This window comes from Aequorivita sp. KMM 9714, from assembly GCF_011065475.1.
In the GTDB taxonomy this organism is placed as follows: Bacteria; Bacteroidota; Bacteroidia; order Flavobacteriales; family Flavobacteriaceae; genus Aequorivita; species Aequorivita sinensis.
Map to the genome: position 1 here is coordinate 172,427 of NZ_JAAGRO010000001.1, position 14,069 is coordinate 186,495.

The 14,069-nt window shown below is 37.1% G+C and carries 9 protein-coding genes; 3 read left to right on the forward strand and 6 right to left on the reverse strand.

Annotated features, from left to right (window positions below):
• Window positions 1-132: 132 nt before the first annotated feature.
• Window positions 133-5,781 (reverse strand): MG2 domain-containing protein, encoded by a 5,649-nt coding sequence (locus G3A46_RS00825; protein WP_165144915.1) that lies wholly within the window; start codon window positions 5,779-5,781, stop codon window positions 133-135.
• 96 nt (window positions 5,782-5,877) lie between these two features.
• Window positions 5,878-6,939 (reverse strand): isoaspartyl peptidase/L-asparaginase, encoded by a 1,062-nt coding sequence (locus G3A46_RS00830; protein WP_165144918.1) that lies wholly within the window; start codon window positions 6,937-6,939, stop codon window positions 5,878-5,880.
• Window positions 6,940-7,137: 198 nt separating this feature from the next.
• Between G3A46_RS00830 and G3A46_RS00835 the strand changes: the two genes are divergently transcribed.
• From G3A46_RS00835 to G3A46_RS00845, 3 genes are all read left to right on the forward strand, one after another.
• Window positions 7,138-7,617 carry a CAP domain-containing protein gene (locus tag G3A46_RS00835; RefSeq protein ID WP_165144921.1) on the forward strand — a complete coding sequence of 160 codons (480 nt, stop codon included), beginning with the start codon at window positions 7,138-7,140 and terminating at the stop codon, window positions 7,615-7,617.
• 66 nt (window positions 7,618-7,683) lie between these two features.
• A complete protein-coding gene (locus G3A46_RS00840; RefSeq protein WP_165144924.1) occupies window positions 7,684-8,220 on the forward strand; it encodes a 3-hydroxyanthranilate 3,4-dioxygenase in 537 nt (178 codons plus the stop codon).
• Window positions 8,221-8,318: 98 nt separating this feature from the next.
• On the forward strand, window positions 8,319-9,872 hold the full coding sequence (locus tag G3A46_RS00845; protein WP_165144927.1) for an aldehyde dehydrogenase family protein: 1,554 nt from the start codon (window positions 8,319-8,321) through the stop codon (window positions 9,870-9,872).
• 106 nt (window positions 9,873-9,978) lie between these two features.
• Here G3A46_RS00845 and G3A46_RS00850 read toward each other — a convergent pair whose 3' ends face one another.
• The 4 genes from G3A46_RS00850 to G3A46_RS00865 form a co-directional block, all read right to left on the reverse strand.
• The gene (locus G3A46_RS00850) at window positions 9,979-10,968 is read right to left on the reverse strand and encodes an acyl-ACP desaturase (protein WP_139853992.1); all 990 of its coding nucleotides are present in this window, start codon (window positions 10,966-10,968) and stop codon (window positions 9,979-9,981) included.
• A 71-nt stretch (window positions 10,969-11,039) separates the two neighbouring features.
• Window positions 11,040-11,765 carry a metallophosphoesterase family protein gene (locus G3A46_RS00855; RefSeq protein ID WP_165144930.1) on the reverse strand — a complete coding sequence of 242 codons (726 nt, stop codon included), beginning with the start codon at window positions 11,763-11,765 and terminating at the stop codon, window positions 11,040-11,042.
• A complete protein-coding gene (locus tag G3A46_RS00860; RefSeq protein WP_165144949.1) occupies window positions 11,765-12,853 on the reverse strand; it encodes a DNA helicase PriA in 1,089 nt (362 codons plus the stop codon). The genes G3A46_RS00855 and G3A46_RS00860 overlap by 1 nt, the downstream gene beginning before the upstream one ends.
• Window positions 12,854-12,922: 69 nt before the next feature.
• Entirely contained in the window at window positions 12,923-14,056 is a 1,134-nt protein-coding gene (locus G3A46_RS00865; protein WP_165144952.1) for an SPFH domain-containing protein, read from the reverse strand.
• Window positions 14,057-14,069 lie beyond the last annotated feature (13 nt).

The window sequence follows — 14,069 nt, forward strand, 5'->3', positions numbered from 1 at the left end:
CAGGCTCAGCGTGACAAATTTATTTCAATTTAAATTTTGCAGAACGATTTTAGTCGGAGCTTGTTGAAGACCCACGACTGCTTCGACAGGCTCAGCGTGACACAGTTATATTTCATTGGCATTAGGAACAAATCACAACTCAACAGTCACCCACATCCCTTTGTTCCGTGCATAATACGAATTGTCATACATAGCCTCAACCTGTGTTCCCGGCAAATAATACGTTCCTAAAAAGGAAGCATTCAGTTTTACCGTGAAAATTTTCGTTTCATTTCTATTTAAGTCAAAGAAGAAATTCACGCGGTCGTCACGAATGTCGGTGTAACGAGCGTTTCCAGTTGCGCCACCTCCCAATTCTGAAAAACTTGTGTTTACAACTTCCCAACCACTTGGAAAGATTTTCGTTAAGGCCACATTATTAATCCAATCTCCCGAAGTATTGGTAACACTTACTTTGGCAATTATTTCGGTTCCTTGTCGCAATTTCGTAACGTCGATTGGTTTTCCATCACCTCCTAAGTATTCAGATTTTATGGAGAGATTACGTCTTTCGGCAAGTTCTTTTCCTAGTGGAAGCTTTCCTTGTTGCGAAAGCGTAACGTAAACAATATTTCCTTTTTTATTGGTTACTGAAACGGAATTACTTCCCATTACAAACGAAAGATCTCGCTGGGCAATAGCCCGGTCGGTTTTCACTTCAACAGATTTCCCGCTGTTAGTAAACGTGAGTTCCATGGCTTTTCCGCCGTTTTTTTCAACCATTTTTGCCATCGTCATCAAGGCATACGATGTTTCTTGTGTGCTATACCAACTTCCGGATGAAAGGTCTTTCGCTACCGAAATCGCCATTTCACGTTGTTTTGGATTCCCTAATAAAACCATAGTTTCCAAAGCCATTACGCGATTTCTGAACGGAGAACCGTAGGTGTAATAGTCAGATTTTTGAGGGACAAAATTAATATTTGCCGTTTGTGCAATTTGCTCGGCAACGTTTTTCTTTCCAGCCAAAGAATAAGCTGCAGCCAGTCGCCATTTAGCGTCATTGCTCAATTCTTTGCTTTCGCGAAGTCTATTCATTGCAGCCAATTCAGGTTTTCCAGCCAATGCCAAAGTGTAAAGCCTGTAAGCCTGCGTTAAACTTGAATTGTACACCGCATAACTATTTCGCCATTGGCGCGCCATGTTTTGTTGATACAACAACCAATAACTCATAAAACTTATCGGCAAGGCATATCCTTTTTGCTTAGCTTCTAGCATAAAATGCCCCGCATAAGTTGTACTCCATTCATCTGCTTCGCGCTCACCGGGCCAATAAGAAAGTCCGCCGTTGGAAAGTTGAAATCTACCTAAACGCTCTATTGTTGCTTTTACATTTTTTTCGATTTTTTGTTTTCTGTCGAATGGAATATCGAAAACATCTGCCAAATACAATTGCGGAAATGCGGCAGAAGTAGTCTGCTCTAAACATCCGAAAGGATAGTTGATTAAAAACTCCATTCGTTTGCCAAAATCCATCGGTGGCAAGGTTGAAAATTCAAGCGTCGCGGCATTGCTTCCGGGCACGCCGAAAGTTTCAAAATTTATGGTTTGCGCACCATTTTCTGAAATTGTGTATTGCGTAGATTTTTGTGAAATCGGGTTTGGGTTCTCCACATCAATCTCAACTTTGTAGCTCGCTTTCTCACCGTTGCCCGAAGCGGTTACTTCTATAGTTTGAACCGCATCTGTCACATTGAGCGCAGTCGAAACGCCTGTGTTGAGCGGAGTCGAAACATCGAATTCAAAATTTACAATTTGTTCTCCCGGCCCGTTGAAAGTAACAGTTTTTGAAGTTCCATTTATCGGTTTCAAAGCATCGCCAGTTTTTACTGTAATCGTGGCGGTTTTTACTTTATTTTCCATGGCGAAAACGGTCACTGGAAGCGTAACGGTTTCTCCAGGTGATAATTTCCGCGGAAGTGAAGCAAGTACCATTAGAGGTGTACGGACAGGCGTTGTATTGTCAACACTGCCGTAGGCGCTTTTGGTTTTGTCGCCCGCAATTACCATTGTGCGCACCGAACCTACATAATTTGGCATCATTATATTGTGCGATGCGGTTTTACCAGCGGCAAGTTCAAACGGGCCGAGGTATTTTACAACAGGTTTGAATCTGTCCGCTTTTCTATTTTTTGCACCCAATGCAGCATCGCCACCACCGATTGCATAAATATTATCCACACTACCCGAATAAGCGCCAATTACGTAATCGAACATATCAAAAGTCTTCACGCCTAAAGCTTCGCGACTGTAAAAAGCTTCGTGTATATTAGGTGTAGTAAAGCGTGTTAAATCTAGTAATCCTTCATCAACAACAGCCAAAGTATAAGTCATTGGCTTGCCTTTTTCTTCTGAAACTTTTACGGTGAAATTTTTTTCAGGTTTCAGCACATTCGGCATCGAGATTTTCGGTTGCAAAACGGTTGAAGGGTCTTCTACTAATAACGGAATAACGCCGTAAAGCCTCATTGGTAAATCATTCTTAGTTTGATTGTGTGGCTGCAGTAGTGAAATATTCACATAAATATTCGGTGCCATTTCCTTAGTGATTTTTATCCCTGCTTTGGTTTCTCCTTTTTTGGTCTCAATCCAATGGGTTTCTAAAACTTCTGTGCCATTTTCAATACTAATTAATGCACGTCCGTCGCTACCCGAAGGGAATGTAATAAAAGCTTCTTCACCTACATTATACTTATCTTTATCTGCTGAAAAAACCAACATTTTTGCACTTTCGGCATCTCCATCGCTTGGGCGTTGCGACCAATTTCTGTAGAAATAAGTGATACGCCCCGTTGCGTGACCAGATTGCTTATCGATAACGCGAATTAAATAACGTCCGCTTTCTTCTTCGGGAATATTTACGGTGAATTTTCCCTTCCCGCTGCCATCGGTTTTTAAGATGAAATCTTTTACTGGTCTGTGAACAGTGGAGTTTTCATAGGTTGAAAGGTTGTCTCTTCCTCGGTTCCACCACCAACGCCATTCAATTTGAAATACTTTCACTTGTAGCTCCCTATTGGCGGCAGCTTGGCCTTGAGCATCTACAGAAACAACATCGAAAGTTGTGTTTTCATCTGTAAAATAAGAGCCGTAACGACCTGCTTCGGGCGATTTTAACCCTACAAAATGTGAAAAAGGTGCAAAATCTTTCGAAAAAATATCCATTGAAAAATCGCCGCCACCTTCGTATACTTTGGTTAAAAACGTAGCTTTCAACATTCCCGGTGCGTTTTTTCCAACTTCCATCTTTTGGCTAAAAGAAATAGCTCCTTCCGAAGAGAGTTGCCCATCTAAAACTGGGATTTCAACCTCATCAAAATCGCGAACCGGATCTATAAAATGATATTTTGGAAACTTCGGGAAAGCTGTGTTGCTCGAACGTAGCGTGGCAGCCATATCTATTTTTAAATTTCGAGCAGGTGAACCGTGAAGCCACATTGCACTTGCCGTACCTTTTACAGGTTTTGTAGCATCGAGAACCTCATCTTCAAAATCGAGTTTGAGTTTTAAACGGTTTGGCTTTATGGTTGCTACTTTTAAAGTATGCGAAAATTGTGCGCCACCAACATTAATAGTTGCATTCCAATTTCCTGTGGGTGCCGAAGCATCTGTGGCGATTGGGAAATAGTAAAAAGACTCTAGTCCTCTTGCTCCTAGATCCCCTCCGCCTTCGGCAACTCCTCCAGAAGTTGATAAACTTGAACTACTATTCAAAACCGTTCTTTGAACTAACTTTCCTCTAGCATCGGTAACAGAAAGCGTTACAGGATGGTTTTTTGGAAGTGGATTTGCATTGTCGTTTAGCACAAATGTTAAGTGAATACTATCGCCAGGACGATAAACACCGCGTTCGGTATAGGTGTAACCTTTTAGGCCTTTTTGAAGCTCCTTCCCAGAAATATCAAAATTGCTCATTGAAAGGGCGTTTCCATCTTCAAGTTTTATGTAGGCAAAATTGCTCCCTTTTTGTGCGACTGCAAAAGCTGCATTCTTGGAACTGTCGTAAAGAGCCATTCCGTCACCATCTGAAGTAACCGTTTCAATTAGTTGTTGCTGATAATTGAAAAGTTTAATTTTCACCCCACTTTCTGGTTTTGCTGATAGTAGATTTGTAGTAATAAATTGATAGGATCTATTGTTTCCTTTTTTTACAATTAATCCTAAATCGGAACCCAAAATATTTGCCGTCACTAAGCGATCTTCGTTGAAATAAGCAGGGTGGCAAGGATTGTCTCTCTCTCGCCAATTATAGGTGTATTTTCTCCAACGGTAAATTTCGTTATCCCAATATCGCTCTTCGCGAATATCTTCATCTTCAGAGGGATCGAATGCATAATATGGGTCTTCTTCGTAGCTTTCGTTACTATCATCTTCATTTGCTGTATTCTCGGCGCAATCATAAATTATATAGTCTTTTTTAAAGCTGATTTCAAGTTGATAAATAGCACCAGGATCTGCTTTAAAATATTCCGAAAGATTAATTGCGTAGGCTTTCCAGCTTCCATTACTTGCCAAGTCATCATTTTTTAAATCGATAGTCTTTTTGGCAATTCGCCTACCAACTCGTCGAATATCGTATGTATTAATGTCGTTCAAATTATAGCTTTGAAGAAATTGCAAGACATTATTTTCGTAAATTTTAATAATGCGAACATCTACTTTTGAAAGATTCACAGCTTCAAAATAAACAGGCGTAGAAGCAGAGTTTGGAAGAATCACACCTTTTGAAATCATTCGCACGGCGGGTTTTAGCTGTTCAAATGAAACCAACTCTGTAAACTCTTTCTTTAAACCAAAACCTTCAGAATTTTTAATTCCCGAAAAAACGGTCACTTTTACCTCTCCAACTACTCTGTTCGGAGGATAAACATTTAGTACGTTGCCATCAACTTCATAACGCAAGCTACTAGTGTTTTCAATTGTTACCAATCCTGCAAAATCTTGATTTTCCATCAATGGATCGGAAAAGTTAATGCTCAATAATGCCGAAGGGCCCACAGTGCTACTTATATCAACTATTGTAAAGTTATTTTGGCCCGGAATTTTAAATTTGTTTTCGCCTTTGTTTTCTGCGCCTATAGACTTGCCGTCCCATTTTATTAGGATTTCAGAATCGTTCATTTTACGGCTAATGCTATCGATTGTAAAGTTGAAATAACGAGCTTCTGTCGTTTCTGCCGGCCATTTCAAATTTAGCTTTTTGCCTTCATGTGAAACTGAAACCAATTGCTTGGCTTTTTCTAAAGAAATTACATCTGAGGCTTCCACAGATGCTTCAACGTATTGCCATTGTTTGCTGTAACTTTGAAGATTGCCGATGTCAACTTTAAAATTTGGCGTGATTGTATTAAAACTGAAGGTATATGTTTTGAAGTCTTTAGCAATGTCTTCGTATAACTTATTCAGCTTTACCGTTACAGTGTATTCGGTGTCTGGTTTTAAGTATTCTGAAGGTTGAAATATTAGGGTTTTGCCGTTTTCAACTACCAGTTTTCCTTTTGTTTTTGGAGAAATACTTAAGTAATCATCAGCAGAAAGTTCCTGTGTCATCTCAAATTGCTCCAATGATTTCGTAAGCTCAACGCGAATAGCCGTTGTAACAGATTGATTTCCGTAAGTGTTATAGGAAATATAATCCTTAAATTTAAAAAGATTGTCTGTTTCGGCGTGTTTGTTCTTGTCTTTACAGGAAAAAACGAGAAGAATTACAGAAAAAATAAGCAGGCGATTGAAGATTTTCATAGGATTGGTATTGAAACATTTAAATGTAACTGAAAATCAGTAGGCTTCCAATTGACTTTCCAAAAAATCTTGAAATCAAGTAACTTTTTTAAGCTATTAATTTTCTTTGTAGATACCTATAACTAATTCCCCTTCAGAATTCATTGATGCTCGGTACATTCCGGCTGTATTAAACTCCATTGCTACATTTCCGTCTTTATCAATTGCAACAATGCCACCATCTCCTCCAAGTGCAGACACTTTTTTATGAATAACCTCTTTTGCAGCATCTTGTAAACTCAATCCTTTGTATTCCATCAAGGCCGAAATATCATAAGCCACAACCGAACGAATAAAAAATTCCCCCCATCCAGTTGAAGAAACAGCACATGTTGCATTGTTGGCATACGTTCCTGCTCCAATTATTGGGGCATCACCAATTCGATTCCAGCGTTTGTTTGTCATTCCTCCCGTAGATGTTCCCGAAGCGAGATTTCCGTGTTTGTCTAGTGCTGCACAACCAACAGTACCGAATTTTGAATTCTTTATGTATGAATCTTCAAAGGAAATTTTTCCAGTGTTTTTAGTTTTTTCTTTTTCCATAACCCTTTGTAATGATTCGTATCTACTTTTTGTATAGAAATAAGTTGTATCCATCATTTTATAACCTAAAGATTGAGCAAATTCTTCAGCACCTGCGCCGTATAGCATAACGTGTTCGCTTTTTTGCATTACATCTTTCGCTAAATCTATTGGGTTCTTTATGTGTTTTACTCCCGCTACCGCACCTGCGTTTAGAGTTACACCGTCCATTATAGAAGCGTCGAGCTCATTTGTTGCATCATGAGTAAAAACAGATCCTTTTCCTGCGTTGAAAAGTGGGGAATCTTCCAATACGTTAATAGTTTTTGTAACAGCCTCCAAAGAAGTACCCCCATTTTTAAGGATTTCATGTCCGATAGAAATTGCTTCCTTTAGCTTCTCTTTATAAGCAGCTTCTAACGAATCACTCATATTTTCTTTTAAGATAGTTCCGGCGCCACCGTGAATTACAATCCCAAAAACATCTTCTTTACTACCTAGAATTTCCTGAACTTTTAAAGCCTCAGCACTGTGTTTATTGGGGTTTTTGCAGCTTAATAATAGAAAGCACAATAGAGGTAATAACACTTTATTCATAATATGGAGTTTATCATTTCAGACATTGTTTATAATAATAATACTAATTTATCCTTAATTTAACTATAGTATTCTCATCAAATTTACCCTTTTTTAAACTTTTTTTCAATAAATCTATTGCAGGTTCAATAATATTTTTACTTTTGAAAAAAATCTTATATCCCCACAATAATGATTAGAATAAAACAAAGCCTCCTCATGGCATTCCTATGCCTTGTTTTAACTTCCTGCTCAAAAGACAATTCAATTAATGATCAACAAGATAAGTACGAAATAGACTTAGAGCTTGTTAAAAAAAACAATAGTGAGTTGTCCTCTCGAATCTTAGAAATCATTAACATTCATCGAGACTCTTTAGGGTTAAACACACTTCAGTTAGACAACCAATACTCATCTGCTCTTGCTGTAGATCACTCATTGTACATGATTGATGTTAATGAATTAAATCACGATAATTTTGGGTATCGTTCAGATGCCATAAAATATTATCAAAAAGCTAAAACTGTAAGTGAAATAGTTGGATATGGCTATGATACTGCAGAAGGTGTTGTAAATGCGTGGTTAAACAGTGAAAGTCACAAAGTAATAATTGAAGGTGATTTTACTCATACTGGATTTGGTGTATTAAAAAGCGATAATAATCGTAATTACTTTACACAGATGTTTTATAAAAAGTAGTTCTACATCCCTTTTCTATTCCCTTAAATTGCCGTAATTTTACTCTATAACATAAAAAGTAAGGTTATGGCAATCAAAAAACCGTTTAATTTAAATAAGTGGGTAGAAGAAAATCGAGAGTTGCTTAAACCTCCTGTTGGCAATAAAAATTTATACGTAGAGTCTGACGACTATATCGTAATGATCGTTGCTGGACCTAATGCTCGTAAAGATTATCATTACAACGAAACCGAAGAACTATTTTATCAGTTAGAAGGAAATATTCAGGTTGCAATTCAGGAAGATGGAGAGAAAAAAATAATGGACTTAGGACCAGGTGATATGTATCTGCATCCTGCAAAAGTGCCCCATTCTCCTAGTAGAAGTAAAGGATCAATTGGATTAGTTATTGAAAGAAAACGCGTCGATCTTGAAGGAAAAGATGGTTTGCTATGGTTCTGTGATAACTGCAACAATAAGTTACACGAAGTTTATTTTCCATTGAATAATATCGAAACTGATTTTTTAAAACATTTTAACCATTTCTACAACGACGAAGATTTACGCACTTGCGATAAATGCGGTACTGTAATGGAAGCTGATTCTCGTTTCACACAAGATTAACATCTTACTTATCAATCACATACACTTTCGTTTTACATTCTACAGTGCATTGTGTACCTTTGCACTTCGTAAAATTTTAGATTAAAAATAAAAAATATATGCAAGCAACAACCACTAGCTTCGGAATTGAAGAAGCATTGGAACAATTAGGAATTAAAGACACAAACCTTGGTACCTCTACAGGTAATAAATGGTATTCTGAAGGTGAAGAAATCACTTCATACTCACCAGTTGATGGAAAGGTAATTGCAAAAGTATCTACATCTTCAAAAGGAGATTATGAAAAGGTAATGGAAACTGCTACTTCAGCTTTTAAAGAATGGAGAGTAAAGCCAGCACCACAAAGAGGAGAAATTGTACGTCAATTTGGTGAGGAATTAAGAAGATTGAAAGAGCCTCTAGGGAAGCTAGTTTCTTATGAAATGGGAAAAAGCTACCAAGAAGGTCTAGGTGAGGTACAAGAAATGATTGATATCTGCGATTTCGCAGTTGGTTTATCTCGTCAACTTCACGGATTAACAATGCACAGTGAACGTCCAGGGCACAGAATGTACGAACAATACCACCCACTTGGAGTTGTAGGAATTATTTCTGCATTTAACTTCCCAGTTGCGGTTTGGGCTTGGAATACAGCATTAGCTTGGGTTTGTGGAGATGTTTGTGTTTGGAAACCATCAGAAAAAACACCTTTAACTGGTGTTGCTTGTCAAAAAATTGCTGCTAAGGTATTTGCCGACAACAATTTGCCAGAAGGTATTTCTTGTTTAATCAACGGTGATTATAAAGTTGGTGAATTAATGACTAACGATAAGCGTATTCCTTTAATTTCTGCTACAGGTTCTATTAGAATGGGTAAAATAGTTGCTCAAGCTGTTGCAGCACGTTTAGGAAAATCACTTCTTGAACTTGGTGGAAACAACGCAATTATTGTTACTCCAGACGCAGATATTAAAATGACTGTAATTGGTGCTGTATTTGGTGCTGTTGGAACTGCAGGACAACGTTGTACTTCAACAAGAAGATTAATTATTCACGAAAGTATTTACGATAAAGTAAAAGATGCTGTTGTTGCTGCTTATAAGCAACTTCGTATTGGTAACCCACTAGATGAAAAAAATCACGTTGGACCGCTTATCGACAAAGATGCTGTTAAGAATTACCAACACGCTTTAGAAAAAGTTGTAGAAGAAGGCGGAAAAATTATCGTTGAAGGTGGCGTTCTAGAAGGTGAAGGATACGAAAGTGGATGCTATGTAAAACCAGCTATTGCTGAAGCAGAAAACGACTTCGAAATCGTTCAACACGAAACATTCGGACCTGTATTATATATGATGAAGTATAGTGGTGATGTTGAAAATGCTATCGAACTTCAAAATGGAGTTGTGCAAGGACTTTCATCTGCTATAATGACTAATAACTTACGTGAAGCTGAACGCTTCTTATCTGTTCAAGGATCAGACTGTGGTATTGCTAACGTAAACATTGGTACTTCAGGTGCTGAGATTGGTGGTGCATTTGGTGGTGAAAAAGAAACAGGTGGCGGACGCGAAAGTGGAAGTGACGCTTGGAAAATCTACATGCGCAGACAAACAAATACAATCAACTATACAACTGAGCTTCCATTAGCACAGGGTATTAAATTTGATTTGTAATATTTAAAATTTGACAAACTGAAGATTCATTTGTCTTATTAAATAAAAGAAACCCCAAAGATTAATTAATCTTTGGGGTTTTTTAATGTTCTAAAATCACTAATAATTATATAATTCCGTTAGGCTCAACCCATTTGAAACGGTTTGCGTCTTCTGGTATTTTAATTCGATCTGCAATTCGAAGCATTCTTGAAGGTAATTTTAAAAGGTAATCACGAGCTTTTTCAGCTTCATCTGTAAGTCCTGAAATTTTAGAAATTTCCCAGTGAGAATTCAATCTTTCAAGAATATCGATATAATCATATGTTGTATAAACACCTAATCGTTGAGCAGCATTACTAAAATCATCAAAAGCTGAAGCCATTTTTCCACCACTTTGTCGGAGGTTTTGGGCTGGCATTATAATTTTTTTCTGCATCATGTCTGCAAATGCCAACATCATTTCACTAGCATCGTATTCAAAAATAGTTTTTACGAATTGACGATAAGCTAAATGATGACGCATTTCATCTCCAGCAATTAGAGTACACATTTTTGCTAGTGATTTATTTCCTTTTTTCTTAGCGATTTTTCCCACTCGGCTGTGCGAAATATTGGTTGCTAACTCCTGAAAGCTTGTATAAATAAAGTTTCTATATGGATCTCGACCAGTACCAACTTCAAAACCATCATTAATTAAATGCTGTGTTGTTATCTCCACTTCTCTCATATTTACCCTTCCAGATAAATACAAATACTTATTTAATGTATCTCCGTGTCGATTTTCTTCACCTGTCCAATGACGAATCCATTTACTCCATCCATTACGACCGTGCTGATCTACTCCCTCCATATCCATTAACCAACTTTCATAGGTTGGCAATGCTTCTTCTGTAACCATATCACCTACTAATACAATCCAAAAATCGTATCCGAGTTCTTTTGCTTCTTCACGAATCTGAGTTACTTCATCCATATAATCCTCTTTCTGGAAATCTGGCAAAAGATCGGTTGGTTGCCAAATTTTTTCAACAGGAATAAGAAATTGATCGATATAATTATCAACTTCTTTTTCTATGGTTTGCATTACTTCGAGACGTATATTTTTAAGTGCCATGATATTTATTTTTGGGGAAACTACTTATACAAATATAAGAACTGTAAAATGTATTTTGTAATAAAGAAGTGCTAATTCCTTCCTGATTCTTTAGGATACAGAGAATGAACAGCTTGGCTTTGCCAAATTTCCTTAGAATCTATATCAAGCATAGACAACTTTCCTTTAAAAGCAGCTCCAGTATCGATATTCCATACATTTGCGAAATTAGCTGGGACATCAAAACCCACCCGAGTTACGGGTGTATGGCCTATAAATATTTCTTTAAAGAGTTTTAAACGCTTAGGATATCTATCGTCGTCCATGGGAATTCTAGTATCTAACGAACAAGCCATTTCCCATAAAGTTCTATCCCAATACACCAAATGTGGGTGATATTCGTGTTGAGGACCGTGTAAATTCATAAATCCTGCATGGAGAAAAAGGCGGTTTTCTGAATCGATATGATAATTAGTGAGATTTTCAAGAAAACGAATGTGAATTCCTTTTTCAGTTTTTGATAAACCTGAATAGCTTTTAACGGTACTTTCACCACCCTGATTTAGCCACATTGAATTTTTTTCACCTGTTTTCAAATAATTATAAAGCAGTTCATCGTGGTTTCCTCTTAAAAGGATACACTTATTTTCTTGAGAAAAATTTATTAAGTACTCAATAACTTCTGCAGATTCACTCCAGCCATCTACATAATCACCCAGAAATATATATTTCGTGTCTTTTGGAAGGTTTGCTTTTTCAATCAATTGTTTTAAAGCTTTTAAACCTCCGTGAATATCTCCTATTACAACTGTTCTCATTAGGATGAAAATAAAATAATGATTGCTATTACAAAAATTATAAATAATACCAAGAAGAATATTTTCCAGAATGAATATGGTCGGTCTCCAGATATAACTCCACTTTGTCCGTTTACATAAAAGTTATATCGCTTCCCTTTGAATCTATAAGTGCTGATATAAACTGGCAATAAAATATGTTTAAAGGTTTCATCACTTAGCTTTACATCAATTGATGAAACTTGTTGTGTATCCCCTCCTATATCTCTTTTCGCCCATGTTAGAGCTATGCTTTCAGCAACTTCATTACTCGCTTTGTGTCCCTCTAACAAAGGAATAGTATATTTTTCAGTTATAAATCCTGATAAGTAACTACTGTCAAAAGGTCTTAAAAGCTGTAAATTCCATCGTGCTATTTTAGGTGGGATCACTCCATTTTTTTGGTTAGAAGCTTTTATTAATGTGTCATCTACAAAGCCTGAAACGCTTCCAGAAGCAGGATACCATCGTGTTCTTCTTTCTTGAACTGTACGTTTGTTTTTACCGCTTCCTACAGTTTTACTCACGTGATAATATTCGCCTCTTTGTCCTGAATAATTTGCATAAAGTTGTGCATCGAATGTCCAAAATGGAGCATATAAACCTTTAGTATTTTGCGGGTCTATTGCTGCTTTTTTAAGATTATTCGGCGCAAACCAGAGAGAGTTTACCCAGTTTTTAAAAATTTGATGCGCCTTTTGTTGGTTTATTTGAAATGGCAGAACTGCTCCCGGCAATATCCACTCTTCAGTATAAGCATCTTCTATAATTAAGGGTGAACCACAATATACACAGGATAGAGATTTGTAATTTTCTTCAATGTGTTGATTTGCCCCGCAGTTCTTACAATGAAGCATAGTAATTTCTTCACTGTGACTCAAAGAGCCCATCTTTTCTAAATAAGATTTAAGCTCTAACTCTTCGATTTCACTTTGTGAAGGTTTAATCTCTTCTGTATAACCGCAGTAATCACATTTAAGTTCTGTTGTACCAGGTGCATAAATAAGTTCTGCACCACAATTGACACAGGACTTTTTAAGTTCAGATTTTTTAGGTGAAATTTCTTCCATAAATTACGCTGTGGTTCGGAACCATTTTAAAAAAGTTATAAAGCAACATTTTTAAAATATTATCGAAGCCTATTGTGGTGGTAAAGGCGGAGGTGTATTTCCACCTAAGAAGGATTTCAGCTCTTCCACTTCTTGAAGTTTTGTCCAATCAGACAAACCTGCTTTCCAAATTAAGGTGTCTTTATTTATTGTTCTATTAGCAAACAAGCCTTTTAGTTGCTCTATACTCACTGGGCCAGCTTGTGCGCCATTTAAAGCATAGAAATATTGAACTGCTGTAGGCATTGGCGGTGGCATTACTCCGCCTTGCTGTTGTTGAACTTGCTGTTGTCCCATTTGTGGGTTCATCATTCCACCCATTTGTTGCGCAAGTACAAAGCCCATTCCCATTCCCATACCAGCACCAGCTGTTCCACCTTCATTTGCAGCAGCAGCTTCAATAGCTTTTGCAGTTTTGAATTTTGTTAATTTATCAAGATCTAATTTATCGATTCGGCTGTATTCAAAAATTTCCTTTTTCAGATCTTCCGGCATAGAAACATTCTCGATGTAGAATTTTTCTAAAGCAATACCTACACTATTAAATTCAGGCTGCATAACCTCTTTACAGGTTTCAGAAAGTTCGGTAGTATTTGCTGCGTAAAGTTCAATAGGAAGATTAGCCTTCCCAACAGTATCTGTAAATCTTGTAGCGATTAAGCTTTTAAGGTGTTCGTTAATTTCAAAATTGGTGAAATTATTATCTGTTCCAACAATATCAATTATAAATTTCCCAGGATCGTTAATCTTGAATGCATAAGTTCCGAAGGCACGAATTTCAACCAAACCAAAACGCTCATCACTTAGTGTAATCGGGTTTTTGGTCCCCCATTTTTCATCGGTAAAAAGATGCGTATTTACGAAGTAAACTTCAGCCTTAAACGGACTATTAAAACCATATTTCCAACCTTTTAAGGTAGTTAAAATTGGAAGGTTTTGAGTGTTTAAAGTATATGTGCCAGGTTCAAAAACATCTGCAAGTTGGCCTTCATTGATAAAAACAGCTGTCTGCCCTTCTCGAACGATGAGTTTAGCGTTGTTTTTTATTTCGTTTTGGTAGCGTTCAAACCTATGACATATGGTATCATCTGTATAATCCAACCACTCAATGATGTCAATAAATTCATTGCTTAATTTTTCTTTGATAGTATCGAATATGCCCATAGGATTAAAATTT